Here is a 25,946-nt window from a genome sequence, read left to right as displayed (position 1 = left end):
TAAGCTAAGCACAGCTATGATTATTGGGGAGATTGGTGATATTAAGCGATTTAAATCAAATAAACAACTCAACGCTTTTGTAGGCATTGATATCAAACGATATCAATCAGGTAATACACACTGTAGAGATACCATCAACAAGCGTGGTAATAAAAAAGCGAGAAAACTTTTATTTTGGGTGATTATGAATATAATAAGAGGGCAGCATCATTATGACAATCATGTCGTCGATTATTACTACAAACTAAGAAAGCAGCCTAATGAGAAACCTCATAAGACTGCCATCATTGCTTGTATAAATCGATTATTAAAAACGATTCATTATCTGGTAATGAATCATAAATTGTACGATTATCAAATGTCACCACATTAGCCAAACGTACAATCAAATACAGTTTAACACCTTATTCAAAAAAATTAAAATGAACGGTTTAGTTAAGTAATGCTTATTTTAATTATAAGTACTTGACTAATCGTAGGAAAGAGTCCGGGTCATAAAACTATGTCCCGGGCTCTTTTATAATATAAAGGCAGTTGATGATTGAATCAAAAATGCATTAATATCAATCTTTTCGACACACGTTATAGGAGGACAAGCATTCATGTCCTCCTACACTATTATTTAAAGAATTAAGATTCGTATTGACTTGAACCTTTTGACGGCTTAAGAATTGAATCTAAAATAGCTACAACAATAGTGAAGATGACAGCAATAATAATTGGATTAATTACATTTAGTGCCGGTCCACTATTTAAGCTATTCAATACGAAATTAACCATTTGAAGTAACAATACTGCCCAAATGAATGTCATGAGGTATCTCATATTATATAACCTCCACTTGTTTATTCGTTAACTCTATTTTAAGTGATAATATCTTATTTGTATAGTATAAATCTAAGACGTTGTTATCTCATACTTTTAATTAAAAGCAAAATAAGAAATTAGAGTATGTTGTAATTATAAAGATGTATTTAGTGAAGTTTGTTAAAATACTTAATGGAAATGTTTTGTATTAATTGGGAGGTTCTCTGCTTGAGTTTAAAAACATGAATATGTTAAATTAATACCTGGTATTAAAAAATTTTTAAGAAGGTGTACAACCATGAATGTGGGTATTAAAGGTTTTGGTGCATATGCACCTAAAAATATTATAGACAATGCCTATTTTGAGCAGTTTTTAGAAACTTCAGATGAATGGATTTCTAAAATGACTGGTATTAAAGAAAGACATTGGGCAGACGAAAATCAAGACACATCTGATTTAGCATACAATGCAAGTATTAAAGCGATAGAGGATGCTGGCATTCAACCAGAAGATATAGACATGATTATCGTTGCTACAGCTACTGGGGATATGCCTTTCCCAAGCGTAGCTAACATCTTACAAGAAAGACTAGGAACAGGTAAGGTTGCTACTATGGATCAACTTGCTGCATGTTCTGGCTTTATGTATTCAATGATTACTGCTAAACAATATATACAATCTGGTGATTACAAACATATTTTAGTTGTGGGTGCTGATAAATTATCTAAGATTACCGATATGACTGACCGTTCTACTGCTGTATTATTTGGCGACGGTGCTGGAGCTGTTGTCATGGGAGAAGTTGCTGAAGGCCGTGGTATCATTAGCTATGAAATGGGTTCAGACGGTAGTGGCGGTAAATACTTGTACTTAGATAGAGAAACTGGCAAACTCAAAATGAATGGTAGAGAAGTATTTAAATTTGCTGTGAGAATTATGGGTGATGCATCTACGCGTGTAGTTGAGAAAGCTGGTTTATCTTCTGAAGACATAGACTTATTTGTTCCACATCAAGCTAATATTAGAATTATGGAATCTGCGAGAGAGAGATTAGGAATAGAAAGAGAAAAAATGAGTGTCTCAGTAAATAAATATGGTAATACTTCGGCTGCCTCAATACCATTAAGTATTAATCAAGAATTGCAAAATGGAAAAATCAAAGATGACGATACATTAGTCTTAGTTGGCTTCGGTGGAGGTCTAACTTGGGGCGCAATCGTTATTAAATGGGGAAAATAGGAGGATAACGTATGAATAAAAATAATAGAGTTGTTATAACGGGTATCGGAGCCTTATCTCCAATTGGTAACGATGCTAAAACAACATGGGACAATGCACTAAAAGGTGTTAACGGTATAGATAAAATCACAAGAATAGATACTGATGATTATAATGTACATCTTGCTGGTGAATTGAAAGATTTTAATATAGAAGACCACATTGATAGAAAAGAAGCTCGCCGTATGGATCGTTTTACACAATACGCGGTGGTTGCTGCAAGAGAAGCGGTTAAAGATGCACAATTAAATATTAATGAAAAAAATGCCGACCGTATTGGTGTATGGATTGGTTCTGGTATCGGTGGTATGGAAACTTTCGAAGTTGCACATACAACACTTGTAGAAAGAGGACCACGTCGAGTAAGTCCATTTTTCGTTCCAATGTTAATTCCTGATATGGCTACCGGTCAAGTTTCTATTGATTTAGGTGCTAAAGGGCCTAATGGTTCTACAGTAACAGCTTGTGCTACGGGGACTAATTCAATAGGTGAAGCATTTAAAATTATTCAACGTGGTGATGCAGATGCAATGGTGACTGGTGGAACAGAGGCACCTATTACACATATGGCAATCGCAGGGTTTAGTGCTAGTCGTGCATTATCTACAAACAATGACCCTGAAACGGCTTGTCGACCATTCCAAGAAGGCCGTGATGGCTTTGTTATGGGTGAAGGGGCAGGTATTGTTGTACTTGAATCATTAGATTCAGCTAAAGAGAGAGGCGCTGAAATTTACGCTGAAGTTGTAGGTTATGGTTCCTCTGGCGATGCACATCATATTACAGCACCTGCGCCTGAAGGTGAAGGTGGCTCAAGAGCTATGCAAGCTGCTTTAGATGATGCTGGAATCAAAGCTCAAGATGTACAGTATTTAAATGCACACGGCACAAGTACACCAGTTGGAGATTTATATGAAGTTCAAGCGATTAAAAATACATTCGGTGATGCTGCGAAGTCATTAAAAGTAAGTTCAACTAAATCAATGACTGGACATTTATTAGGTGCTACAGGTGGAATTGAAGCTATTTTTTCTGCTCTATCAATTCGTGATTCAAAGGTAGCCCCTACAATACATGCAATCACACCAGACGAAGAATGTGATTTGGACATTGTTCCGAATGTAGCCCAAGACTTAGACATTACCTATGCAATGAGTAATAGTTTAGGATTTGGTGGACATAATGCAGTGTTAGTATTTAAGAAATTTGAAGACTAAAATTAAATAAATGTAAACAGAAATCTTCAAGTGATGAGTTATTAATTTAGCTACTCACTTGAAGATTTTTTTATAATAATAAGGATACTCCGATACTCACAACTATATAAGTGAGGTTAACAATCAATGTTGGAACTACCCATGGGGAAATTATATAACTTTCTTTTTTAACTTTTTGTGGATTGAAAAAGTGGTCATTTTTCATCATACGTTTTCTCTTAGTTGAGGAAAGTTGATACTTTAAACGACGAAATCCAAAACTTGTAGCATCAAATATTCCTTCTTGAATGAGTAAAATAAGGAAAGCAACTATAAAAATAATGAATGATGTATAAAATAAGATATTGATTAAATTTATAAAGTGATTTGAATAAAATAACCATATAATTATTGATAAAACTGGCGTAAATAATGACGAAATCAAATAAGAATTTATGGACATTAATGAAACCTCCTATCTATGCTAAATGTATTTTAACTTAATATTAGAAAAGGGTGGATTTTTATATTGTAAAAGTAAGAGAATAAAACAAAAAAGTCATTTATCTATATTTACTATAGTACTGTAATGCAAAATGATATTGCAATTGTATAAATATTATAGATATAATAAAGATTAATATTTCTGAAAATTATGAAGGGAATGTCAATTTTGAATATTCTTTAATTTAGGAGGGTGTATATGACTAAATATGTGTTGAAACGATTGTGTTATATGTTTGTGTCGTTATTTATTGTTATAACAATTACATTTTTCTTAATGAAATTAATGCCAGGATCTCCGTTTAATGACACAAAACTTAATGCGCAACAAAAAGAAATATTAAATGAAAAGTACGGTTTGAATGATCCAGTAGCATTACAATATGTTAATTATTTGAAAAATGTAGTAACAGGTGATTTTGGCAACTCATTTCAATATCATAATATGCCAGTGTGGGATTTAGTTAAACCACGATTGATACCTTCAATGGAGATGGGAATAACGGCTATGGTTATTGGTGTTGTTTTAGGTTTAGTATTAGGTGTTGCTGCTGCTACTAAACAAAATACATGGGTAGACTATACAACAACAATTATCTCTGTTATCGCAGTATCAGTGCCGTCATTTGTCTTAGCAGTTTTATTGCAGTATGTATTTGCAGTTAAGTTAGAATGGTTTCCAGTTGCAGGATGGGAAGGTTTTTCTACAGCTATTTTACCTTCTCTAGCACTATCAGCTACAGTTTTAGCAACTGTTGCAAGATATATTAGAGCTGAAATGATTGAAGTACTCAGTTCAGATTACATACTTTTAGCTCGAGCTAAAGGAAATTCTACTTTAAAAGTGCTCTTTGGACATGCATTACGAAATGCATTAATTCCTATTATTACAATCATTGTACCTATGTTAGCAGGTATATTAACAGGAACATTAACAATTGAAAATATCTTTGGTGTTCCAGGCTTAGGTGATCAATTTGTTCGTTCTATAACTACAAATGATTTTTCAGTCATCATGGCTACTACGATATTATTCAGTACTTTATTTATTGTTTCGATTTTTATTGTAGACATTTTATATGGTGTTATCGATCCAAGAATTCGTGTGCAAGGGGGCAAGAAATAATGAGTAATAAAGAAGATGTTACAAACATTAATGGCGATATTTCTAATGGCACGATGTCACATACAAGTAATGATATTTCGAATACAGATTTTATAATTAGAGATTTAGACTTGAATCAAGAGCCGGAAATGCCGCGTGAAAGTAAGAATTTTTGGCAAGATGCTTGGTCACAATTGAAACGTAATAAATTAGCAGTAATCGGAATGATAGGTTTGTTGCTTATAGTTATTATGGCATTTATAGGACCATTAATGAATAAACACGATTTTGCTGAGCAGAATGTTGATCATCGTAATCTCCCAGCAAAAATACCATTATTAGATCATGTTTCATTTTTACCTTTTGACGGTAAAGGTACGGACGGTAAAAATGCTTACAAAGAAGCTGGTGCGAAAGAAAACTATTGGTTTGGTACTGATCAACTTGGACGTGATTTATGGACACGTACTTGGAAAGGTGCGCAAATTTCACTTTATATTGGTGTAGTTGCTGCATTATTAGATATTTGTATTGGCGTTGTATATGGAGCCATTTCTGGGTTCTTTGGAGGCAGGGTAGATGATGTGATGCAAAGGATTTTAGAAATTATTGCTTCTATACCCAATTTAATTGTCGTTATTTTATTCGTACTTATTTTTGAACCTTCAATTTGGACTATTATATTAGCTATGTCAATTACTGGCTGGCTGGGGATGAGTAGAGTGGTACGTGGAGAATTTTTAAAATTGAAAAATCAAGAATTTGTTTTGGCATCTCAAACATTGGGTGCTTCTAAATTCAAGTTAATCTTTAAACATATACTACCTAACACTTTAGGAGCTATTGTCGTTACATCAATGTTTACCGTTCCAAGTGCAATATTTTTCGAAGCATTTTTAAGCTTTATTGGAATAGGGGTGCCTGCACCTAAGACGTCATTAGGATCTCTTGTCAATGATGGACGTGCAATGTTGTTGATACATCCTCATGAATTATTTATTCCAGCAATCATTTTAAGTTTATTGATTTTATTCTTCTATCTATTTAGTGATGGACTACGTGATGCATTCGACCCAAAAATGCGAAAATAAAGGAGGTAAAAATAATGACAGAAACGGTATTAGAAGTAAATGATTTGCACGTTTCCTTTGATATTGCTGCAGGAGAAGTGCAAGCTGTCAGAGGCGTGGATTTTCATTTGAATAAAGGGGAAACGTTAGCCATTGTTGGAGAATCTGGATCTGGAAAATCTGTAACAACTAAGGCAATTACAAAACTTTTTCAAAAAGATACAGGAAGAATAAAAAAGGGAGAAATCTTATTTTTAGGTGAAGACTTAGCTCAGAAAAGTGAAAAAGAACTGATACAGCTAAGAGGTCGAGACATTTCAATGATATTTCAGGATCCTATGACTTCTTTAAATCCAACAATGCAAATCGGAAAGCAAGTCATGGAACCTCTGATTAAACATAAGAAATTAAGTAAAGCAAAGGCCAAGCAAAGAGCATTGGAAATTTTGAATTTAGTTGGGTTACCTCGTGCTGAAAAACGATTTAAAGCCTATCCACATCAATTTTCAGGAGGACAACGTCAGAGAATAGTTATTGCAATAGCATTGGCATGTGAGCCTAAAATATTAATTGCTGATGAGCCTACAACTGCTTTAGATGTGACAATGCAGGCTCAAATTTTAGATCTTATGAAAGAACTACAAAATAAGATTGAAACTTCAATTATCTTTATTACGCATGATTTAGGCGTTGTAGCAAATATTGCGGACAAAGTAGCCGTAATGTATGGGGGACAGATGGTTGAAACAGGGGATGTGAATGAAATATTTTATGATCCTAAACATCCCTATACATGGGGGTTACTTTCTTCAATGCCTGATTTAACAACCAGTAATGACACGGATTTAATTGCAATTCCAGGTACACCACCAGATTTACTTCATCCACCTATTGGTGATGCTTTTGCACGTAGAAGTCGATATGCCTTAGATATTGATTTCAAGGAAGAACCGCCTTGGTATAAAGTGTCACCCACTCATTTTGTAAAATCTTGGTTGTTAGATGCAAGAGCTCCGAAAGTTACGCCACCATCAATGGTTCAAAAACGATTAAGAACAATGCCAAATAATTATAAACAACCACAAAGAGTAGAGAGGGTGGCTTTTAATGAGTAATGAAAATGTATTATTACAAGTTAAAAACTTAAAACAATATTTTAATCAAGGTAAACATAATGAAGTTAAAGCGATTGATAATATAAGTTTTGATGTTTATAAAGGGGAAACGTTAGGGCTTGTAGGAGAGTCTGGATGTGGTAAATCAACGACTGGAAAAGCCATTATCAAATTAAATGATATTACTGATGGTGCAATTGAGTATGATGGTAAAGATATTCATCAAATTAGAAAACGTAAAGAGCGATTGAAGTTTAATAAAAAAATTCAAATGATATTTCAAGATCCATATGCATCTCTAAATCCTCGGTTAAAGGTTATGGATATCGTAGCTGAAGGAATAGATATTCACAAACTTGCTAGTAGTCAGCGGGATCGAAAGAAACGTGTATACGACCTTTTAGAAACAGTTGGTTTAGGTAAAGAACACGCGAATCGTTATCCACATGAGTTTTCAGGCGGACAAAGACAACGTATTGGTATCGCACGTGCATTAGCTGTAGAGCCAGAATTTATTATTGCAGATGAACCGATATCAGCATTAGATGTATCGATTCAAGCTCAAGTCGTTAATCTTTTATTAAAGCTACAACGTGAACGTGATATTACTTTAATGTTTATTGCTCATGATTTATCAATGGTGAAATATATTTCCGATAGAATTGCAGTAATGCACTTCGGTAAAATTGTAGAAATTGGACCGGCTGATGATATTTATAAATATCCATTACATGATTATACTAAGTCATTATTAAGTGCCATTCCACAGCCTGATCCTGATGTTGAGAGAAATCGTCAACGTGTTTTATATCATGAAGATGCAAAGCTTAATGAACAAAGACAATTAAATGAAATTAGACCACAACATTATGTATTTTCTACTCAAAACGAAGCAATTAAATTGAAACAAAAGTATGGTTTGTCTGTTAAATAAGTTAAGAAAGGGGGAATTAAAAGATGAAAAGTTTGAAAGGCTTAATTATTTTATTAAGTGTATGCATAGTTTTATCTGCTTGTAGTAATAAGCAGAGTTTATATTCAGATCAAGGGCAAGTTTTTAGGAAGGTCATTTCACAAGATATGACGACACTTGATACTGCATTAATCACAGATGCTGTTTCTGGTGATATAGCAGCGCAAGCATTTGAAGGATTATATACTTTAAATAAAGAGGATAAAGCTGAGCCAGCCATTGCAACATCTTTTCCAAAGAAGAGTAATGGTGGCAAAACACTTACGATTAATTTAAGAAAAAATGCAAAATGGTCCAATGGAGATTCGGTAACTGCATATGACTTCGTATATGCGTGGAGAAAGGTAGTTAATCCTAAGACGGCTTCTGAGTTTGCATACATAATGAGCGATATAAAAAATGCAGATGAAGTTAATGCAGGTAAAAAATCAGTCAAAGATTTGGGTATCAAGGCTATAGGTAAATATCAATTGCAAGTTGATTTAGAAAGACCTGTACCTTATATTAATGAACTATTAGCACTTAATACATTTAATCCTCAAAATGAGAAAGTTGCTAAAAGGTTTGGAGAACAATATGGTACAACTGCTGAAAAAGCAGTGTACAATGGACCATTTGAGGTAACAAATTGGAAAGTGGAAGATAAAATTCAATTAGTTAAAAATGAACAATATTGGGATAAAAAGAATGTAAAATTAGATAAAGTGAACTATAAAGTATTAAAAGATCAACAAGCAGGTGCATCGTTATATGATACTGGCTCGGTCGATGATACTATTATAACTTCTGAACAAGTTGATAAATATAGAGGAGAATCTGCTTTGAATTATCGTTTAACAGCAGCAACATTCTTTATTAAAATGAATCAAAAAACAGTTCCTGAATTTAAAAATAAGCATTTAAGATTGGCTATAGCTCAAGCAATAAATAAAAAAGGATATGTCAATTCTGTTTTAAATGATGGTTCGCTACCATCAAATAATTTTACTGGTATAGGAACTGCCGATACTCCGGATGGCAAAGATTTTGCAAGAACCATCAAATCACCATTAAAATTCAACCCTGATTTAGCGAAAAAGAATTGGAGAGAAGCACAAAAAGAATTAGGAAAAAATAAATTTACTTTTACGATGAACACACAGGATACACCTGCTTCAAAAATTGCTGCAGAATATATAAAATCCCAAGTTGAGAAGAATTTACCAGGTGTGACACTCAAAATTAAACAAATGCCATTTAAACAAAAAACTACTTTAGAATTAGCAAATAACTATGAAGCAAGTTATTCAGGTTGGAGTCCTGATTATCCTGATCCAACAGCATTTCTTCAAACAATGACCAAAGATAATGCACAGAATAATACAGATTGGAGTAATAAAGAATACGATCAATTACTCAAAGAAGCCAACAGCAAGCTTTTACGAAAGCCAGGTGAACGTAATACCTCATTACAAAAAGCGGAATATATCTTATTACATGAAGCGCCAGTCGCTCCTGTTTATCAAAAAGGAGAGGCACACTTAACGAATCCGCAAGTAAAAGGATTACAATATCACAAAGTAGGGCCTGAAACGACGCTTAAACATGTCTATATTGATAAATCAATCAATAGGGAGACAGGTAAATAGGAGTATAAAAATGCCTCGAAAATTATTTCCGAGGCATTTTTATATTATATAGTATTATCTTTTTCGACCTAAGCCCATTGCTTTTTCCATTTTTTTCAATGTTTTAAATGAAGCTTTTTGAGCTTTTTCTTTACCTTTATCTAGAATATCATCTAGGTCATCAGAATTATAAAAGCTTGCATATTTTTCTTGGAAATTAATAAGAAAATCTTTAACGATTTCCGATAAATCACCTTTAAATTTACCGTAACCTTCACCTTCATATTTAGATTCAATATTTTTAATAGAGTCATTAGTTAGACCAGAATAAATTGAAAGTAAATTTGAAATGCCTGGTTTATTCTCACGATCAAATTTTATTATACCGTCAGAGTCTGTTACAGCACTTTTAATTTTTTTGGCAGCGACATGAGGTTCATCCAATAAAGAAATGAAATTCTTCTGATTATCATCACTTTTACTCATTTTTTTAGTAGGATCTTGTAAACTCATCACACGCCCACCAACTTTAGGCATTCGTACCTCTGGTTTTACTAATACATCGTTATATCTACTATTGAAACGATCTACTAAATTACGTGTCAGTTCCATATGTTGTTTTTGATCATCACCAACAGGAACAATGTTAGTGTTGTAAATCACGATATCAGCCGCCATCAATGGTGGATAAGTGAGTAGACCAGCAGGCACTCCATCTGCGCGTTTCTGAGCTTTGTCTTTAAACTGAGTCATACGTTCCAATTCACCAATAGAAGCTATTGTTGTAAGCATCCAACCAGCTTGCACGTGTGCAGGGACTTCAGATTGAATAAATAAAGTCGATTTATCTGGATCAATACCTGATGCCAAATAAATTGCTGCGAGTTGACGTATTTGTTTGCGTAATTTTAAGCGGTCTTGTGGTACCGTTATTGCATGTTGGTCTACGATACAGAAAAAACATTCATAGTCATCTTGAACATCTACAAATTGTTTTAATGCACCAATGTAGTTACCAATTGTTGGAATACCACTTGGCTGAATTCCTGAGAATAAAGTTTCCATATTAGATGCCTACTTTCTAATTAATATTGTTTATGTAACATTATAACAGTATTTCGTTAATTTGTAAGTTGTGTTAAAATATCAATATCTGGGTATATCGTTAAAGAGAGGTATACATTTTTATTTATTTTTAAGATTTCTCAGAAAAATTAGGTTTTTCTCATTTAATTTTAATCTTAGCCATTTATAATAATAAGTGTAAGATTAAGAAAGCTAAAAACTTAATTTCTTTAATTAACAAATAATTTTAAAATAATGAATTAAATTCATTCTATAGGAGAGTGAGATGTATGGTAACATTATTTACTTCACCAAGTTGCACATCTTGCCGTAAAGCGAAAGCATGGTTACAAGAACATGATATTCCGTATACGGAGCGTAACATTTTTTCTGAACATTTAACAATTGATGAAATTAAACAAATTTTAAAAATGACTGAAGATGGAACTGACGAAATTATTTCAACACGTTCTAAGACATATCAAAAATTGAATGTGGATATAGATTCATTACCATTACAAGATTTATACTCAATCATTCAAGATAATCCTGGCTTGTTACGTCGTCCAATTATTTTAGATGACAAACGTTTACAAGTTGGATACAACGAAGATGAAATTCGTCGTTTCCTACCACGAAAAGTACGTACGTTCCAATTACAAGAAGCGCAACGTTTAGTTGATTAATAATAATATTAACAACTTCTTTGAAAGATATTTGAGAGTGGAATAGAATTCTTGCTGATTTCGTTTTTCCACTTTGGTAACGAAGAATCGTGTTGAACAACGCTTAACATATGCGTACTAACAATTTAGTCATCGATTGCCATTCGTTAAAGTATGCCTAGGACATTTTTCGTCCTAGGCTCTTTTATATATAATCTTATTTAAAGTAAGTTTTTTGTTATTAAAACAGGGAATATGTTAGAATAGATGTCCAAATGAATAATAGTTAAATTTAATCAAACAAATAAATTGTAATTTAACCTCCGTTCTAATACAATATGGTTACTATTCATCGACTGTAAGGAGTGAGATGATATGAGAATAGAACGTGTTGATGATACAACAGTAAAATTGTTTATAACATATAGTGACATTGAAGCACGTGGTTTTAGTCGTGAAGACCTATGGAGTAACCGTAAACGTGGTGAAGAATTTTTCTGGTCAATGATGGATGAAATTAATGAAGAAGAGGATTTTGTAGTTGAAGGTCCACTTTGGATTCAAGTACACGCTTTTGAAAAGGGCGTGGAAGTAACGATTTCTAAATCAAAAAATGAAGATGCTATGAATATGTCAGACGATGATACAAATCATCAATTTGATGATCAGGTAAATGAATTATTGGCTCAAACACTTGAAGGTGAAGAAAGTTTAGAAGATTTATTTGAACAACGTAAACAACAAAAGAAAAACCATCAAGATAAACAACAAAGACGTGCGCATAAGCCATCAAATGTAAGAAATATTATAGTGAAATTTGACGATTTAGAGCAAGTTATCGACTATGCTTATCATAATAATCAAAACACTGATGAATTTGAAGATTTATTATATATGATTGATAATAAATATTATTACTCAATTCATTTTGATGATTCAGTTTCACAAGAGATGATTAACGATAGTTATAGTCAGTTATTGGAGTTTGCATATCCAACCGATAAAACAAATATATATTTAAACGACTACGCTAAGATTATTATGAGTCACAATGTTACTTCTCAAGTACGTAAATACTTTACTGATACAAACGAATAATAATGATTTAAAAGGTGCCATTGGGCACCTTTTTTTTAAAAAAAAAGTAAAACTATGCTGTACTCCGTTATTAATAATGGGGTGAGGAGATGTTAATGGCAATCAATCAGCAAGGTCAGAAAATTTTAGCACAACATGCAAACAAATTTGATAAATATCAATGTCCTCACTGTAAGTCTGAGGTGATACTCAAACAAGGGATGACTTTAATAGCTCACTTTGCGCATAAAACACGTTTTAATCACCACTGTTCAAAGTCAGAATCAGTTGAACATTATGAAGCAAAGTTATATTTAGCAAGAATTTATAAAGCATTGAATTTTAACGTGGAAATTGAACCTTATTACAAAGAAGTTTTGCAATATCCAGATATTGTGATCAATCAAGAAAATGCAATTGAAGTTCAATTTTCTAAAATAAGTATCAGTAAAATTATTCGCCGAACAACTGGTTTAAAGCGAATAGGTTTGAATGTGATTTGGATTATTAAAGATGTTCCTTTGAAAGATAAATACGTTAAATTATCACCATTTCAAAGTGCTTTTATTCATCCAATTAATAGAACATTAGTAACATGGGATTCAAAAAAGTTTGTATTAATATTATATAGTCATCTTCAACATGTAGGCGGTAAAAATTTTGTTGCACAAAGAAAAGTTTTAAAATTTGAGGATATAATAAATATGACTTTTCAATCAAATAATGTTCCCAATTTTAGGTTGTCTGCTTCTAATATACAACGTTATATAAACTATTGTAGAAAGCGCCACAGTGTTTTAGAACCTACACTCAGTGCCATGTATCAATTAAATATGTGTGATTCTGATGTAATTTCTAAATTAGGATATATTGTACCACATCAAATATATTTAATAACGCATCCAATAGAATGGCAATTAAAATATCTGTTGCTAAGAAGAACATTAAATGAAAATGAATTATGTAAACAACTTCTTAGTAAAGTTAAGTTTAGGGTGTTTGTAACGTTTCAATACGACAAACGTCAAATATTAAACACTATTTTGCGTGAATTTGATTATTTATATGAACATGAAGGCTTAAACGTGCAAAAGTAGTGCTAAAATGAGAAAATTAAGCTATTAGATTATTAAGGAGGTTTACATTATGAGTCAACAATTAACAAGAGAAGAACAGGAACGTAAATATCCTGAATATACATGGGATTTAACAACTATATTTAAAAGCGATGAAGCATTTGAAGAAGCTTTTAAAAGTATTGAAGCTAAAATAGGTGAAGAAGAAAAATTTAAAGGTCATCTTGGTGAAAGTGCCGAAACACTATATGAAGCGCTAAGTCTTGAAGACGAGCTAGGTACAAAATTAGAAAAGGTATATGTATACGCACATTTAAAACAAGATCAAGATACTGCAAATGATAAGTATACCGGTTTAGAAGCACGTGCACATCAACTTGTTATTAAATATAGCTCTGCATGGAGTTTTTTAGTACCTGAAATTTTACAACTAGATGAAGCTACTATTCAATCTTTTATCGATTCTAATGATAATTTAAAACGTTATGAATTCGATTTGAAATTGATTAATGAGAAACGTCCACATATATTAGATACGAATACAGAAAAGTTATTAACAGAAGCACAAGACGCACTTTCTACGCCTTCTAATGTATATGGAATGTTTAGCAATGCAGATTTAGAATTTGAAGATGCTATAGATAAAGATGGTCAAGCTTATCCTTTAACACAAGGTACATTTATCAAGTATTTAGAGTCTGATGATCGTGAGTTAAGAGCTTCTGCATTTAGAAATGTTTATAAAGCATACGGTGCGCATAATAACACACTAGGTGCTACTTTAGCTGGTGAGGTTAAGAAAAATGTATTTAATGCTAGAACACATCATTATCGTTCAGCACGTGAAAGAGCTTTAAGTAATAACCATATTCCAGAAGCTGTTTACGATAACTTAATCAAAACGGTCCATAAATACTTACCATTATTACACAGATACACGAAGCTTAGACAAGAGTTACTAGGTTTAGACGATTTAAAAATGTATGATCTTTATACACCACTTGTTAAAGACGTTAAATTTGAAATGCCATATGAAGAGGCAAAATCTTGGATGTTAAAAGCACTTGAGCCAATGGGAGAAGAATACTTAAACGTGGTTAAAGAAGGTCTAGATAACCGTTGGGTCGATGTATATGAAAATAAAGGTAAACGTTCAGGCGGATATTCATCCGGTGGGCATTTAACTAATCCTTTTATTTTACTTAACTGGTCTGACACTGTTTCTGATTTATATACTTTAGTACATGAATTTGGTCACTCTGCACATAGTTACTTTAGTAGACAAAATCAACCATCAAATTTAAGCGATTATACAATCTTTGTCGCTGAGGTTGCATCAACTTGTAATGAGGCTTTACTGAGTGACTACATGGATAAACATTTGGATGATGAACGACGTCTATTGTTACTTAACCAAGAATTAGAACGATTTAGAGCAACACTATTCCGTCAAACCATGTTTGCTGAATTTGAACATAAAATACATCAAATAGAAGAAGCTGGGGAGCCATTAACGCCAAATCGTATGAATGAAGAATATGCTAAACTTAATAAATTGTATTTCGGCGAAGCGGTAGAAACTGACGAAGATATCAGTAAGGAATGGTCACGTATTCCTCATTTCTATATGAATTATTATGTATATCAATACGCTACTGGTTATAGTGCGGCGCAAAGTTTAAGTCATCAAATATTAACTGAGGGTCAACCTGCTGTTGAACGTTATATCAATGAATTCTTAAAAAAGGGTAGCTCAAACTATCCAATCGAAATATTAAAAAATGCAGGTGTTGACATGACAACTCCTCAACCAATAGAGGAAGCTTGTGAAGTATTTGAGCAGAAATTAGATGCTTTTGAAAAGTTAATGAAAGCTTAGCAGAATTGAATTCGCTTACAATATGAACAGATTGTGACAATTTGATTTTATGAATAAACAAGGGTTGAAAAGGATATTTTACCGTGTTATATTATGAACGTGAAATTAATCACATAACAAACATACCCCTTTGTTTGAAGTGAAAAATTTCTCCCATCCCCTTTGTTTAGCGTCGTGTAATCAGACACGGCGTTTTTTTATTTGAAAATTTTTAAATTGAATATAAAAATTGTTGCTATACATCATATATACATTATTGTGTATATTTTTAATGAAAAAATACATCAGTAAATATTAAAAAACGCCTATGACAACTATTCGTGTCATAGGCGATTTTTTAATTTATAGATAACTGAGTTAAAAACAAATGTGAAATATTCTTTTTATACTCGAGCGTCCACGCTATCGTAATTAAGATTTATTTTTCAAAATGAAATTTGTATAGCTCTCATCATATCTATCATTAACACTGAGGCATTTTAGACTTCCAAAATTCTCCCTCTGGATATTGCAACTTTTCAACTTTTTGTTGAAGTGTGAGTTTCTTTAATTCTTTGTTTAATAATTTTTCAGGCCATTCATAAATTGTTAAAAGTTCTTCCATTGTTACTAGTTGTTTCTTTTGAATGTAGTATTCTAATTTTGGAGGAAGATTTTTCTCTATAGGTTGTCCCATTAACTCATTAATAATGTAAGTATAGATATGATAAGGATATAATCCTTCGACTTTTAAACCTTCTTCATGAACATTTTCGCTGAAAAAAACAAGTGAGGGAGCTTGTTCTATTTCCATTTCTCTTGCAATGTGAAGATCAACTTTCAAGCTGTCAGTCAACTTGTCCTTTTGCAAGTCTTCTTTAAAAACTTGATAGTCAATACCGGCATTATTAATACAATCAGAAATCATATCTTCGGTAATAATATCACGTTTTGGAATGATTTCATTTTGCATTAAATGTATAAATCTTTCTGCTCTGATGCGACCTTGAAGTTCAGCGGCTTTATAGGCAAGTGCAATATTGTCAAAATCCGAAGTACTTTGAGCTTGACACTTAGTTAATACCTTTAAAGAAGGGTTTAAAATATGTCTTACCTTTATATATTTATTATATTCAATTCTTAATTTTGATAAGATTGCAGATAATTTAAAACAATCTTTACTAAAAGGATCAAAAAAAGAATAGATTTCTATTTTGCTAACAGGTGATAGATTAGTATCTTCACGACTCTTATTCTCCATGATTCTTAATTCTTCAGCCATGTATTTTCACCTACAATTAAATTTAGGAATTTACCATGTGATGTGCAGTAAGTCTTAATCGCTCAAACAAGTAATCGCCTACACCCGCAGGAAGTTCGGCGTGTTGAATAGCAGTATGCATGTTCTCAAGCCATGCATCACGTTCATACTCACTAATTGTAAATTCCATATGTCTTCGTTTTAACATGGGATGACCATGTTCTTGTGTATATAAGTCAGGACCTCCAAGAAACTGTGTCAAAAATTGTTTCTGCTTTCGACTGGTTTCTTTGAAATCGCCTGGGAATAAATGATTGATACGAGAATCTTTCTCGACAAGTTGATAGAAATGATCAATCATTTGATACAAGGCTTTTTGACCAATCAACTCATATGGTGTTTTAGACATAATATCACCGTGTTCCATTAATATATATCTAATATAACATGAATTTTTACATTTAAAAGTAATTTGCCTTATCGACAACTGTTACTCTTTATTGCTTACATTTTGTTTTTCTTGAAAAAAACGTTGCACCTTATTCAAGGGTTTTTGATGTTGAAGATTAAAATATTGAAGTAAACTTTTAAATTTTGAATATCCCTCATCATAAGAATGGACTTCAAACTCTAATTCATAATCAGTTTTGCCGAGATATTCACTCTTATCTAATACTAGTAATTCATTTTGATAATCAGTTTCTAAACGATAGGTAGTTAAGTTTCCTAACACTTTAAGCTCATTTTCTAAAATATTAAAGTCATGTTCTAAAATATTTCTAATATCTTTGGGTAATTGAGAGAGTTGAAGTGACATATCAAGTTTAGGTTCTATATTTACTGAGTGATTATATTCTGTTAATCCAACTTCAGCAGGGACTTTTAAAGTCATTTCATACATATAATCTTTGACTCTTATACGCAAAGCAGCCTGATGTTGCTTTAATTTAAAATTCTCTGTGTCGATATAGAAATTAGTTTGCTTAAAAGGTGATTGATTTTTGAAATAGAGTTCATAGATTTTTGAGTAAGTATCTTGACCTAGTATTTGTTTAAATTCAATCTCATTATTCATAGACATAAAAGTCACCTCTATCATGTTTTAGCTATTGTAAATTTAGCATGTCTTATTATGACGAATTTTGATTTATAATTAAAGTCAAACACTATAAGTAAAAGTTGAAACTTAAATTGGCTAGGTGAGTTAGAAGATAAAAAGATTGTGGTAATCACTAAATCATCATAAAAGAATGAGTAATGATAATAGTAAAAACATGAGAGACTAGAAGATTTTTTCTGTGAGTTGTAGCGTGTTTTGATAGGTTGTAATATGTTAAACTAGTATGGAATAAGGAGGAAACAAGCATGCGTATTTACATAAATGAAATTAAATTAAAAGATGATGGCGTTTATTGCTTCTCAGAGGAATCTACAGAAGGATTAGAAGAGGTAGGTCAAATGCTTGTTGATAGTGATAATTATGGTTTTGCTTATCTTTTAGATGATGGACAATCATATTCATATTTGATTTTTGTTCAGGAAACATGGTCGATGTTGCATGAGAATAGAGATAAAAAAATCATTATTAATAATCATTTAGAACTTAAGCATTTCCAAGAAGAATTAGATTATGTTTTGAATAACATAGAAGGAAACAATAACTATGGTAAGGAGTTTGTTTCAGCTGTTGAAAAAACTTTCGAACTAGAGTGAAGCGGAGTGAAACAAAATGAACCAGTGGGATCAATTTTTAACGCCATATAAGCAAGCTGTCGATGAGTTAAAAGTAAAACTTAAAGGATTAAGAAAACAATACGAAGTGGGAGAACATAATTCTCCAATTGAATTCGTAACTGGAAGGGTAAAACCTATTTCAAGCGTTATAGACAAAGCGAACAAAAGGGGTATCCCTTTTGATTGTTTACATGAAGAAATGTACGATATTGCTGGTCTTAGAATTATGTGTCAATTCGTGGATGACATTGACATAGTTGTTGATATATTAAGACAACGTCAAGATTTCAAGGTTATAGAAGAAAGAGATTACATTCGAAATACAAAAGAAAGTGGCTATCGTTCTTATCACGTGATAATCAAATATCCTATTGAAACACTCAGTGGACAAAAGCACATATTGGCTGAAATTCAAATCAGAACCTTAGCAATGAACTTCTGGGCTACAATCGAACATACATTAAGGTATAAATATGATGGGGCATATCCAGATGAGATTCAACATCGTTTAGAGAGAGCAGCAGAAGCGGCATATTTATTAGATGAAGAAATGTCTGAAATTAAAGATGAAATTCAAGAAGCGCAAAAGTATTACACGCAAAAGCGTGCTAAGAAACATGAAAATGACTAATGAGGTGTAAATCATGCGTTATACAATCCTTACTAAAGGTGATTCAAAATCAAATGCATTAAAGCATAAAATGATCAATCATATGAAAGATTTTCAAATGGTAGAAGATAGCGAAAATCCTGAAATTGTCATTTCAGTTGGGGGAGATGGAACGTTATTACAAGCTTTCCATCAATATAGTCATATGTTATCCAAAGTTGCTTTTGTCGGGATACACACCGGTCATTTAGGATTTTATGCAGATTGGTTACCTCATGAAGTTGAAAAGCTTATTATTGAAATTAATAATTCGGAGTTTCAAGTTATTGAATATCCACTCTTAGAATTAATAGTCAGGTATAACGATAATGGTTATGAAACAAGATACCTTGCTTTAAATGAAGCAACAATGAAAACTGAAAATGGCTCAACATTGGTTGTAGACGTCAATATAAGAGGTAAACATTTCGAACGATTTAGAGGAGATGGGTTGTGTATATCTACACCCTCGGGTTCGACAGCTTATAATAAAGCTTTAGGTGGTGCGCTCATACATCCATCACTTGAAGCGATGCAAATTGCTGAAATTGCATCTATTAATAATAGAGTGTTTAGAACGGTAGGCTCGCCATTAGTACTTCCTAAACATCATACGTGTTTAATTACGCCGGTAAATCACGATACGATTAGAACCACAATCGATCATGTTAGTATTAAGCACAAAAACGTCAATGCAATACAGTATAGAGTTGCTAATGAGAAAGTGCGTTTTGCCAGATTCCGTCCATTTCCGTTTTGGAAAAGGGTACATGACTCATTTATTTCTAGTGATGATGAACGATGATTTTAACATATCAAATTGTACAGTCAGAACCAGTGAAAACTTTTTTGAAAAATCAAGATTATTCTAAACGCACGTTGAGCGCCATTAAATTAAATGGCGCTTTACTATTAAACGGTTCACCTGTAACTGTCAGACAAGTTATGGACAAAGGTGATAGATTAGAAGTTCATTTTCCAAGTGAAACACCAAGTGAGAATTTGATTCCCTACGATAAGGAATTAGAAGTCATTTATGAGGATGCGTATTTGATAATTGTAAACAAGCCACAAATGCAAAATTGTGCACCTTCAAGAGAACACCCCCATGGCAGTTTAGTAGAACAAGTGCTTGCTTATTATACAAAAAAAGGCGAAAAAATAAATCCTCATATTGTAACTCGACTTGATCGAAACACTTCAGGTTTAGTTGTGTTTGCTAAATTTGGACATGTACACAATTTGTTTTCAAAGGTGAAATTTAAAAAAGAATATGTCGCCTTAGCCTATGGCCAAACACAATCTTCAGGTGTTATTGAAGTGCCTATTGCAAGGCTGAGTGATAGTATCATTAAGCGAGAAGTTAATGAAAAGGGAAAGTATGCAAAAACTGTCTATCAAAAGCTTATGCAAAATGAGACTGCTAGTTTATGTAAGATTAATTTACTTACTGGAAGAACGCATCAAATTCGAGTTCACTTTGAGTATATTGGTCATCCATTAATTGGCGATGATTTGTACGGTGGAAATCATCCTTGTGTTCATGGACAAGCGTTACATTGCTGTTCAGTCGAATTTATCCACCCCATATACAGGTCTCATTATCTGATAAATGTTGATTACAAACAATTAATTAAATTATTCAACATGGTATAATAAATATGTTTTGGAGGTGTTAACATGTCTAACGAAACTGAAATGAAAGACAACGTTCGTGAAGACGTATATGATAAAGAATTATTTGATCGATTATTAGATCAAAATGATATAGATGAATTCAGAAAAGAATTTTTAGAATTACATAATTATGAGCAAAGTGAATACTTTGAAGATACGGATGATGGAAATAGACAAAAAATATTTGAGTTTTTATCACCCAAAGAAGTAGCAAATTTCTTTGATCAATTAGACTTTGATGACGATGATTATGAGAGTCTTTTTGATAATATGGATGCTACTTATGCTAGTCATGTCTTAGAAGAAATGTCTTATGATAATGCAGTAGATATTTTAAATGAGTTATCTAAACCTAAAGTGGCGAGTTTGCTAACATTAATGAACAAAGATAATGCTAATGAAATCAAAGCTTTATTACATTATGAAGAAGATACTGCCGGCGGTATAATGACTACGGAATTTATTTCTTTAAAATCAACTACACCTGTTAAAGAAGCGTTAATTCACGTAAAAGAACAAGCGCCTGATGCTGAAACAATATATGTCATATTCGCAGTAAATGAAGATGAACAACTTGTTGGTGTTCTATCACTTAGAGATCTTATTGTAGCTGAGAATGATGCATACATTGAAGATGTTATGAGTGAACGTGTCATCAGTGCTAATGTCGGTGATGACCAAGAAGATATTGCTCAATTAATGAGAGACTATGATTTTATAGCTGTTCCAGTTGTAGATTATCAAAATCATTTACTAGGTATTATTACTATTGATGATATCCTGGATGTTATGGATGAAGAAGCAAGTGAAGACTACTCACGATTAGCTGGGGTATCTGACATTGATTCTACAAGTGACTCAGTGTTTAAAACGGCGAGTAAAAGGTTACCATGGCTCATTGTGTTAACATTTTTGGGTATGATTACTGCTACTATATTAGGTAGTTTTGAAGATACATTATCTCAAGTGGCATTACTTGCAGCATTTATTCCAATTATAAGTGGTATGTCAGGAAATTCTGGTACACAATCATTAGCCGTTTCTGTCCGTAATATATCTACTGGGGAAATAAATGAACAGAGTAAATTTAAGATTGCATTGCGAGAAGCGGGAAGTGGTTTATTATCTGGTATTGTTTGTGCAGTTATCCTTTTCTTAATTATTGTCGTCATATTCAGACAACCGTTATTAGCTTTAATAGTAGGTGGGAGTTTGACATGCGCAATGACAGTAGGTACATTGGTTGGTTCAATGATTCCTTTAGTAATGAACAAATGTAAAATTGATCCTGCTGTTGCAAGTGGTCCTTTTATTACAACAATTAATGACATTGTGAGTATGCTTATTTATTTTGGGTTAGCTACATCATTCATGTCATACCTAACATAAGGAGGTCATATGGAATTCTTATCTTTAGTTATAGTCGTCGTAGCTGCATTTATGACTCCGATCATTGTGCATCGTTTTAATATAAACTTTCTTCCTGTTGTTGTAGCTGAAATATTGATGGGGATAGTGATAGGCCACTCTTTTCTCAATTTAGTGGAAAGAGATGCATTCCTTAATATTTTATCTACGCTTGGGTTTATCTTTTTAATGTTTTTAAGTGGTCTAGAAATTGACTTTAATGCATTTAAAAAGGATTCACGTCCAAGACAAGGAGAAGATAAACATGAAAAGGATGTACCTGGTCATCTTAAGCTGGCACTGACAGTATTTGCATTTATTATGATGATTTCCGTTGTTTTAGCTTTTGCATTTAAATGGTTAGGATTAGTTAATGATGTTCTTTTAATGGTTATAATCATTTCAACAATTTCGTTAGGAGTTGTAGTACCAACCCTTAAAGAAATGAACATTATGCGTACAACGATAGGACAATTTATTTTACTAGTAGCTGTATTAGCAGATTTATTTACCATGATTTTACTAACTGTTTATGGTGCCATTTATGGTGAAGGTGGTAGTACGATATGGCTTACAGGTATTTTAGTTGTATTTACAGTTGTCTTTTATGTAATCGGTGTGTTATTTAAACGTATGTCCTTCTTGCAAAAGTTAATGGATGGTACAACGCAAATAGGTATTAGAGCGGTATTTGCACTTATTATTTTATTAGTAGCTCTTGCTGAAGGTGTTGGTGCTGAATACATATTAGGTGCATTCCTTGCCGGTGTTGTTGTTTCTTTACTTAAACCTAATGAAGAGATGGTAGAAAAATTAGATTCCTTTGGTTATGGTTTCTTTATTCCAATTTTCTTTATCATGGTAGGCGTCGATTTAGATATCCCGAGCTTAATTAAAGAACCGTCGTTGTTACTCATTATACCTGTACTCATTTTTTCATTTATCATTTCAAAACTGATACCAGTATTTTACATTAGACGCTGGTTTGACACTAAAACTACCATTGCATCTGCTTTCTTGCTTACATCAACTTTATCACTTGTTATAGCTGCGGCTAAAATTGCTGAAAAATTAAAAGCGATTTCTCCGGAAACTTCCGGTATTTTAATTCTTAGTGCTGTAATCACATGTGTCTTCGTACCCGTGATATTCAAGAAGATGTTCCCAATTCCTAATGAAGTGGGACGCCGCATAGAAGTAAGTATGATTGGTAAGAATCAATTAACTATTCCAATAGCACAAAATTTAACTTCTCAGTTATATGACGTTTCTTTATACTATCGAAAAGATTTGAGTGATAGTAGAAAGCTCTCTGACGATATTACTATGATAGAAATAGCAGATTACGAAGAAGATTTACTAAAACGCTTGGGACTTTTCGAGCGAGATATTGTTGTATGTTCTACGAATGATGACAATATAAATAAAAGCGTTGCATTAATGGCTAAAAACCACGGTGTTAAACGTGTTATATGTCGACTTGAAAGTACAAACGAAGATCCAACATTGAAACATCAAGGTATAGAGGTGTTTAGTAATTATTTAAGTAATAAAATCTTACTAAAAAGTTTAATAGAAACACCTAATATGCTGAATTTATTAAGTAATGTAGAAACATCTCTATATGAAATTCAAATGTTAAATTATCAATATGAAAATATTCAATTACGTAACTTCCCATTTGGTGGCGATATTATTTTTGTTCGTATTATAAGAGATAATGATTCAATCGTACCTCATGGTGATACACAGTTACGATATAAAGATCGTTTGATTGTGACGGGAACTAAAGAATATGTAGATGAATTAAAGCAAGAATTGGAATTTTATTATTAAACACCGCATCGTTTGTGTTTTATAAGGTTTCGGTTATGTACGTTATTGTTATTATTTATCTAAGATAAAAGTTAAATGTATTTTAATAAGCGTCATAACTTAGAAATAAATTGTTTAAAAGTTTTGTTTCTATGTTGACGTCGCTTTTTCGATAACAAAAAGTATTAAGCACTTTTAGTCAGTTGCTTAATACTTTTTTTACATCAAAAGGCTACTCTTCTGATGTTGAAATTATAGTAAAAAGTATTTCAAGTAGATATGATTATCTTCAAAAAAGTAACATGTAATTGTGGAACGGGTGAGTCACAAGGATAAGCTTATGATTCTCGGATATAATTCTTTTCAGCCGTTATTGTAACTAGTAAGGGGAACAAATTAGATTTAATATGCGAAAATTTGTTGGCGTTGACATAGTAAATTCAACTATATGTCTTCTATGTGCACTTCTTTAAATGTTAACCATGATTAACTTTTTAAATTTTATGTCTGATAAAGAACATTATTAAAAACATGACTTTGACTACTATTTAAATGGACTCATAATTTGTTTAAAACTTTTATAAGTTGATTTTATTGATCAAATGCAATAATAATCCACTCATCAATTAAATCCCATATATTAAATTCGCTCTCTGGTTCATGACCTTTTAGCCATAGTACGCCACTTCTTTCTATATTTTGAGAAATATCTAAAACAACATAAGATCCCATTCCATTACTAAAAAAGTTAAATAAATTATCAAAATTGTAGGGGATTTCATTATCACAATCAAATTCAGACATACAATTAATATTTTCAGAATACTCTAATCCCAAAGATTTACTACTAAACATACAAAACCCATTATGTAAATTCTCATAAAAATTTTTAAAAGAAGATGGAAATTGTTCCCAATTCTTTTTAATTGATTCTTTCATATTTTTTAAAGTATCCATTGGGTTTTTTCCCTCTTAATATAAATAATCACCTGTCTGATAACTTTTAATAGTGTACAAAATAGAAATTTCTTTTCCTACCTTTATTAAATCAATATTTACTAAATAATCATTTAAGTAGTTTATCGTGTTACTTAATTCTTCACCAACATATTTCTTCCATTTTGATAGCAATATTCTTTTCCTATCAATGAATCTGTCATTTCCAAATATTTCTTTCCAATATTCTGGTATATTCATTTGATTATCTACATTAATAAATTCTACTTTATTATTATTTAGTGTGTATTCACTTAGTATTTTAGATAATTCATGTTTATTCATTTAAAAATCCCTTCCTATTAATTCATCTATTTTATGTTGAATTTCTTTCTCTAATTCCGCCTCTTTTTTTATCATTCTATTTCTGAATGTGCTATCTACTTTTATTCCTTCTTTCTTATATTCTTCCCACACTAAATAATTTTTGTTATTTTTATATGCATTTGCGCTTTTACTTAATCTCATTATATTTTTTTCATAATTTAATAGATCAATTTGCTGTTTGTAATCTAATTTATCAAAACCATCCATTTTTATTATTTTATTCATTGAAACTATATGGTCTGCTTCTAACTTGTTATTTATCATTTTACCTAGCAAAGCAAAATCTATCATAGACAATTTTACACCTTCGTTAACTTTTCTATTCAATTCAACATTTGGCGTTCTACTTCTTAATCTTTTTCTTAATTGAGAAGAAATTTTAACTTTACCATATCTAGGTAAAGTTTTATCAAGAGATTTATTTTCATTACTTACATGTTTACCTTCACTCTTTACCATACTATCTTTTGGTGTGTGTGACTTGATGATTGGGTGTGAATGTACGTTGAATACTTTGGCCGACTCGATTGTTCTGTGCAAAGTTTTTAGACTGGTTGAGAACACTATCTTTCATTGCTGTCATTTTAGGCGTCATACGACTTGCCGTATTTTACATACCTCCATGCATGCCTGTTTTCACTAAAAGGGGGGTGAAAATATAAAAATGGAGTAAATGAATACTT

The 25,946-nt window shown here is 32.1% G+C and carries 28 protein-coding genes; 18 read left to right on the top strand and 10 right to left on the bottom strand.

The annotated features are described in order from the left end of the window. On the top strand, nucleotides 1–373 hold a 373-nt coding region (locus HMPREF3241_RS11160), incomplete at its 5' end, for a transposase (RefSeq protein ID WP_070853669.1). 257 nt (nucleotides 374–630) lie between these two features. Here HMPREF3241_RS11160 and HMPREF3241_RS11155 read toward each other — a convergent pair. Continuing rightward, nucleotides 631–825, bottom strand: coding sequence for a YjzD family protein (locus HMPREF3241_RS11155; RefSeq protein WP_002495797.1), 195 nt, complete (start codon nucleotides 823–825; stop codon nucleotides 631–633). Between the two features lie 280 nt (nucleotides 826–1,105). Here HMPREF3241_RS11155 and HMPREF3241_RS11150 point away from each other — a divergent pair, with 280 nt between their 5' ends. Together HMPREF3241_RS11150 and fabF are read left to right on the top strand one after the other, a co-directional pair. Beyond that, entirely contained in the window at nucleotides 1,106–2,047 is a 942-nt protein-coding gene (locus tag HMPREF3241_RS11150; RefSeq protein WP_002446064.1) for a beta-ketoacyl-ACP synthase III, read from the top strand. A gap of 11 nt (nucleotides 2,048–2,058) precedes the next feature. Beyond that, on the top strand, nucleotides 2,059–3,303 hold the full coding sequence (gene fabF, locus HMPREF3241_RS11145) for a beta-ketoacyl-ACP synthase II (RefSeq protein ID WP_001829324.1): 1,245 nt from the start codon (nucleotides 2,059–2,061) through the stop codon (nucleotides 3,301–3,303). Nucleotides 3,304–3,373: 70 nt separating this feature from the next. On the opposite strand, the gene HMPREF3241_RS11140 is transcribed toward fabF, so the two are convergent. After that, the gene (locus HMPREF3241_RS11140) at nucleotides 3,374–3,745 is read right to left on the bottom strand and encodes a DUF3899 domain-containing protein (protein ID WP_002446065.1); all 372 of its coding nucleotides are present in this window, start codon (nucleotides 3,743–3,745) and stop codon (nucleotides 3,374–3,376) included. Nucleotides 3,746–3,985: 240 nt separating this feature from the next. On the opposite strand from HMPREF3241_RS11140, the gene opp3b reads away from it, so the two are divergent. From opp3b to HMPREF3241_RS11115, 5 genes are read left to right on the top strand one after another with little or no spacing between them, the layout of a single operon-like run. Then, nucleotides 3,986–4,912 (top strand): oligopeptide ABC transporter permease, encoded by a 927-nt coding sequence (gene opp3b, locus HMPREF3241_RS11135; RefSeq protein WP_001829338.1) that lies wholly within the window; start codon nucleotides 3,986–3,988, stop codon nucleotides 4,910–4,912. Continuing rightward, nucleotides 4,912–5,982, top strand: coding sequence for an oligopeptide ABC transporter permease (gene opp3C / locus HMPREF3241_RS11130; protein ID WP_002446066.1), 1,071 nt, complete (start codon nucleotides 4,912–4,914; stop codon nucleotides 5,980–5,982). Before opp3b ends, opp3C begins: the two co-directional genes overlap by 1 nt. A 14-nt stretch (nucleotides 5,983–5,996) precedes the next feature. Next, complete coding sequence (locus HMPREF3241_RS11125; protein ID WP_002457175.1) at nucleotides 5,997–7,076, top strand: ABC transporter ATP-binding protein; 1,080 nt, start codon at nucleotides 5,997–5,999, stop codon at nucleotides 7,074–7,076. Beyond that, entirely contained in the window at nucleotides 7,069–8,010 is a 942-nt protein-coding gene (locus HMPREF3241_RS11120; RefSeq protein WP_002446068.1) for an ABC transporter ATP-binding protein, read from the top strand. Before HMPREF3241_RS11125 ends, HMPREF3241_RS11120 begins: the two co-directional genes overlap by 8 nt. Before the next feature lie 23 nt (nucleotides 8,011–8,033). Then, entirely contained in the window at nucleotides 8,034–9,677 is a 1,644-nt protein-coding gene (locus tag HMPREF3241_RS11115) for a peptide ABC transporter substrate-binding protein (RefSeq protein ID WP_002446069.1), read from the top strand. 54 nt (nucleotides 9,678–9,731) lie between these two features. Here the strand turns inward: HMPREF3241_RS11115 and trpS are convergent, their stop codons facing one another. Then, complete coding sequence (gene trpS / locus HMPREF3241_RS11110; protein ID WP_002446070.1) at nucleotides 9,732–10,721, bottom strand: tryptophan--tRNA ligase; 990 nt, start codon at nucleotides 10,719–10,721, stop codon at nucleotides 9,732–9,734. Between the two features lie 290 nt (nucleotides 10,722–11,011). Between trpS and spxA the strand changes: the two genes are divergently transcribed. From spxA to pepF, 4 genes are all read left to right on the top strand, one after another. Beyond that, nucleotides 11,012–11,407 (top strand): transcriptional regulator SpxA, encoded by a 396-nt coding sequence (gene spxA, locus HMPREF3241_RS11105; RefSeq protein ID WP_001829294.1) that lies wholly within the window; start codon nucleotides 11,012–11,014, stop codon nucleotides 11,405–11,407. A 354-nt stretch (nucleotides 11,408–11,761) separates the two neighbouring features. After that, entirely contained in the window at nucleotides 11,762–12,484 is a 723-nt protein-coding gene (gene mecA / locus HMPREF3241_RS11100; protein WP_001829308.1) for an adaptor protein MecA, read from the top strand. Nucleotides 12,485–12,579: 95 nt separating this feature from the next. Next, nucleotides 12,580–13,560: a competence protein CoiA gene (locus HMPREF3241_RS11095; RefSeq protein WP_002486010.1), complete on the top strand. Its 981-nt coding sequence runs from the start codon at nucleotides 12,580–12,582 to the stop codon at nucleotides 13,558–13,560. Nucleotides 13,561–13,609: 49 nt separating this feature from the next. Continuing rightward, the gene (gene pepF, locus HMPREF3241_RS11090; RefSeq protein ID WP_002486007.1) at nucleotides 13,610–15,418 is read left to right on the top strand and encodes an oligoendopeptidase F; all 1,809 of its coding nucleotides are present in this window, start codon (nucleotides 13,610–13,612) and stop codon (nucleotides 15,416–15,418) included. A gap of 463 nt (nucleotides 15,419–15,881) precedes the next feature. On the opposite strand, the gene yjbH is transcribed toward pepF, so the two are convergent. From yjbH to HMPREF3241_RS11075, 3 genes are all read right to left on the bottom strand, one after another. Further along, nucleotides 15,882–16,679: a protease adaptor protein YjbH gene (yjbH, locus tag HMPREF3241_RS11085; RefSeq protein WP_001829256.1), complete on the bottom strand. Its 798-nt coding sequence runs from the start codon at nucleotides 16,677–16,679 to the stop codon at nucleotides 15,882–15,884. A gap of 22 nt (nucleotides 16,680–16,701) precedes the next feature. Further along, entirely contained in the window at nucleotides 16,702–17,067 is a 366-nt protein-coding gene (locus tag HMPREF3241_RS11080) for a truncated hemoglobin YjbI (RefSeq protein WP_002457171.1), read from the bottom strand. 81 nt (nucleotides 17,068–17,148) lie between these two features. After that, nucleotides 17,149–17,739, bottom strand: coding sequence for a CYTH domain-containing protein (locus tag HMPREF3241_RS11075; RefSeq protein ID WP_002486008.1), 591 nt, complete (start codon nucleotides 17,737–17,739; stop codon nucleotides 17,149–17,151). A 284-nt stretch (nucleotides 17,740–18,023) separates the two neighbouring features. Between HMPREF3241_RS11075 and HMPREF3241_RS11070 the strand changes: the two genes are divergently transcribed. Genes HMPREF3241_RS11070 through HMPREF3241_RS11045 form a run of 6 tightly spaced genes read left to right on the top strand, consistent with a single transcriptional unit; the run spans nucleotide 18,024 to nucleotide 23,961 of the window. Next, a complete protein-coding gene (locus tag HMPREF3241_RS11070; protein ID WP_002457169.1) occupies nucleotides 18,024–18,371 on the top strand; it encodes a UPF0738 family protein in 348 nt (115 codons plus the stop codon). A gap of 16 nt (nucleotides 18,372–18,387) precedes the next feature. Further along, nucleotides 18,388–19,023 carry a GTP diphosphokinase gene (locus tag HMPREF3241_RS11065; protein ID WP_002457168.1) on the top strand — a complete coding sequence of 212 codons (636 nt, stop codon included), beginning with the start codon at nucleotides 18,388–18,390 and terminating at the stop codon, nucleotides 19,021–19,023. A gap of 13 nt (nucleotides 19,024–19,036) precedes the next feature. Next, nucleotides 19,037–19,846 (top strand): NAD kinase, encoded by an 810-nt coding sequence (locus HMPREF3241_RS11060; RefSeq protein WP_001829306.1) that lies wholly within the window; start codon nucleotides 19,037–19,039, stop codon nucleotides 19,844–19,846. Beyond that, nucleotides 19,843–20,697: an RluA family pseudouridine synthase gene (locus HMPREF3241_RS11055; protein ID WP_002486012.1), complete on the top strand. Its 855-nt coding sequence runs from the start codon at nucleotides 19,843–19,845 to the stop codon at nucleotides 20,695–20,697. The genes HMPREF3241_RS11060 and HMPREF3241_RS11055 overlap by 4 nt, the downstream gene beginning before the upstream one ends. A gap of 24 nt (nucleotides 20,698–20,721) precedes the next feature. Beyond that, nucleotides 20,722–22,107: a magnesium transporter gene (gene mgtE / locus HMPREF3241_RS11050; protein WP_002475133.1), complete on the top strand. Its 1,386-nt coding sequence runs from the start codon at nucleotides 20,722–20,724 to the stop codon at nucleotides 22,105–22,107. 9 nt (nucleotides 22,108–22,116) lie between these two features. Beyond that, nucleotides 22,117–23,961, top strand: a complete 1,845-nt coding sequence (locus tag HMPREF3241_RS11045; protein ID WP_002486013.1) for a monovalent cation:proton antiporter family protein — start codon at nucleotides 22,117–22,119, stop codon at nucleotides 23,959–23,961. A gap of 570 nt (nucleotides 23,962–24,531) precedes the next feature. On the opposite strand, the gene HMPREF3241_RS13315 is transcribed toward HMPREF3241_RS11045, so the two are convergent. Genes HMPREF3241_RS13315 through HMPREF3241_RS13305 form a run of 4 tightly spaced genes read right to left on the bottom strand, consistent with a single transcriptional unit; the run spans nucleotide 24,532 to nucleotide 25,846 of the window. Beyond that, the gene (locus HMPREF3241_RS13315; protein WP_134806001.1) at nucleotides 24,532–24,897 is read right to left on the bottom strand and encodes a hypothetical protein; all 366 of its coding nucleotides are present in this window, start codon (nucleotides 24,895–24,897) and stop codon (nucleotides 24,532–24,534) included. A 15-nt stretch (nucleotides 24,898–24,912) separates the two neighbouring features. Next, nucleotides 24,913–25,221 (bottom strand): hypothetical protein, encoded by a 309-nt coding sequence (locus tag HMPREF3241_RS13310; RefSeq protein WP_225973795.1) that lies wholly within the window; start codon nucleotides 25,219–25,221, stop codon nucleotides 24,913–24,915. Beyond that, on the bottom strand, nucleotides 25,222–25,722 hold the full coding sequence (locus HMPREF3241_RS11035; RefSeq protein WP_002490332.1) for a hypothetical protein: 501 nt from the start codon (nucleotides 25,720–25,722) through the stop codon (nucleotides 25,222–25,224). 1 nt (nucleotide 25,723) lies between these two features. After that, nucleotides 25,724–25,846 carry a hypothetical protein gene (locus HMPREF3241_RS13305; protein ID WP_371106697.1) on the bottom strand — a complete coding sequence of 41 codons (123 nt, stop codon included), beginning with the start codon at nucleotides 25,844–25,846 and terminating at the stop codon, nucleotides 25,724–25,726. Between the last annotated feature and the right edge of the window lie 100 nt (nucleotides 25,847–25,946).

The organism is Staphylococcus sp. HMSC34G04, from assembly GCF_001838765.1.
Taxonomy (GTDB): Bacteria; Bacillota; Bacilli; order Staphylococcales; family Staphylococcaceae; genus Staphylococcus; species Staphylococcus epidermidis.
The sequence above is the reverse complement of the archived record's forward strand: the minus strand, read 5'-3'. Positions and strand labels throughout refer to the sequence as shown.

What these genes read in the sequence shown, in the direction of transcription:
- HMPREF3241_RS11155 (WP_002495797.1), bottom strand. Translation starts at nt 825, where the DNA reads ATGAGATACCTCATGACATTCATTTGGGCAGTATTGTTACTTCAAATG.
- HMPREF3241_RS11150 (WP_002446064.1), top strand. Translation starts at nt 1,106, where the DNA reads ATGAATGTGGGTATTAAAGGTTTTGGTGCATATGCACCTAAAAATATT.
- fabF (WP_001829324.1), top strand. Translation starts at nt 2,059, where the DNA reads ATGAATAAAAATAATAGAGTTGTTATAACGGGTATCGGAGCCTTATCT.
- HMPREF3241_RS11140 (WP_002446065.1), bottom strand. Translation starts at nt 3,745, where the DNA reads ATGTCCATAAATTCTTATTTGATTTCGTCATTATTTACGCCAGTTTTA.
- opp3b (WP_001829338.1), top strand. Translation starts at nt 3,986, where the DNA reads ATGACTAAATATGTGTTGAAACGATTGTGTTATATGTTTGTGTCGTTA.
- opp3C (WP_002446066.1), top strand. Translation starts at nt 4,912, where the DNA reads ATGAGTAATAAAGAAGATGTTACAAACATTAATGGCGATATTTCTAAT.
- HMPREF3241_RS11125 (WP_002457175.1), top strand. Translation starts at nt 5,997, where the DNA reads ATGACAGAAACGGTATTAGAAGTAAATGATTTGCACGTTTCCTTTGAT.
- HMPREF3241_RS11120 (WP_002446068.1), top strand. Translation starts at nt 7,069, where the DNA reads ATGAGTAATGAAAATGTATTATTACAAGTTAAAAACTTAAAACAATAT.
- HMPREF3241_RS11115 (WP_002446069.1), top strand. Translation starts at nt 8,034, where the DNA reads ATGAAAAGTTTGAAAGGCTTAATTATTTTATTAAGTGTATGCATAGTT.
- trpS (WP_002446070.1), bottom strand. Translation starts at nt 10,721, where the DNA reads ATGGAAACTTTATTCTCAGGAATTCAGCCAAGTGGTATTCCAACAATT.
- spxA (WP_001829294.1), top strand. Translation starts at nt 11,012, where the DNA reads ATGGTAACATTATTTACTTCACCAAGTTGCACATCTTGCCGTAAAGCG.
- mecA (WP_001829308.1), top strand. Translation starts at nt 11,762, where the DNA reads ATGAGAATAGAACGTGTTGATGATACAACAGTAAAATTGTTTATAACA.
- HMPREF3241_RS11095 (WP_002486010.1), top strand. Translation starts at nt 12,580, where the DNA reads ATGGCAATCAATCAGCAAGGTCAGAAAATTTTAGCACAACATGCAAAC.
- pepF (WP_002486007.1), top strand. Translation starts at nt 13,610, where the DNA reads ATGAGTCAACAATTAACAAGAGAAGAACAGGAACGTAAATATCCTGAA.
- yjbH (WP_001829256.1), bottom strand. Translation starts at nt 16,679, where the DNA reads ATGGCTGAAGAATTAAGAATCATGGAGAATAAGAGTCGTGAAGATACT.
- HMPREF3241_RS11080 (WP_002457171.1), bottom strand. Translation starts at nt 17,067, where the DNA reads ATGTCTAAAACACCATATGAGTTGATTGGTCAAAAAGCCTTGTATCAA.
- HMPREF3241_RS11075 (WP_002486008.1), bottom strand. Translation starts at nt 17,739, where the DNA reads ATGTCTATGAATAATGAGATTGAATTTAAACAAATACTAGGTCAAGAT.
- HMPREF3241_RS11070 (WP_002457169.1), top strand. Translation starts at nt 18,024, where the DNA reads ATGCGTATTTACATAAATGAAATTAAATTAAAAGATGATGGCGTTTAT.
- HMPREF3241_RS11065 (WP_002457168.1), top strand. Translation starts at nt 18,388, where the DNA reads ATGAACCAGTGGGATCAATTTTTAACGCCATATAAGCAAGCTGTCGAT.
- HMPREF3241_RS11060 (WP_001829306.1), top strand. Translation starts at nt 19,037, where the DNA reads ATGCGTTATACAATCCTTACTAAAGGTGATTCAAAATCAAATGCATTA.
- HMPREF3241_RS11055 (WP_002486012.1), top strand. Translation starts at nt 19,843, where the DNA reads ATGATTTTAACATATCAAATTGTACAGTCAGAACCAGTGAAAACTTTT.
- mgtE (WP_002475133.1), top strand. Translation starts at nt 20,722, where the DNA reads ATGTCTAACGAAACTGAAATGAAAGACAACGTTCGTGAAGACGTATAT.
- HMPREF3241_RS11045 (WP_002486013.1), top strand. Translation starts at nt 22,117, where the DNA reads ATGGAATTCTTATCTTTAGTTATAGTCGTCGTAGCTGCATTTATGACT.
- HMPREF3241_RS13315 (WP_134806001.1), bottom strand. Translation starts at nt 24,897, where the DNA reads ATGGATACTTTAAAAAATATGAAAGAATCAATTAAAAAGAATTGGGAA.
- HMPREF3241_RS13310 (WP_225973795.1), bottom strand. Translation starts at nt 25,221, where the DNA reads ATGAATAAACATGAATTATCTAAAATACTAAGTGAATACACACTAAAT.
- HMPREF3241_RS11035 (WP_002490332.1), bottom strand. Translation starts at nt 25,722, where the DNA reads ATGGTAAAGAGTGAAGGTAAACATGTAAGTAATGAAAATAAATCTCTT.
- HMPREF3241_RS13305 (WP_371106697.1), bottom strand. Translation starts at nt 25,846, where the DNA reads ATGACAGCAATGAAAGATAGTGTTCTCAACCAGTCTAAAAACTTTGCA.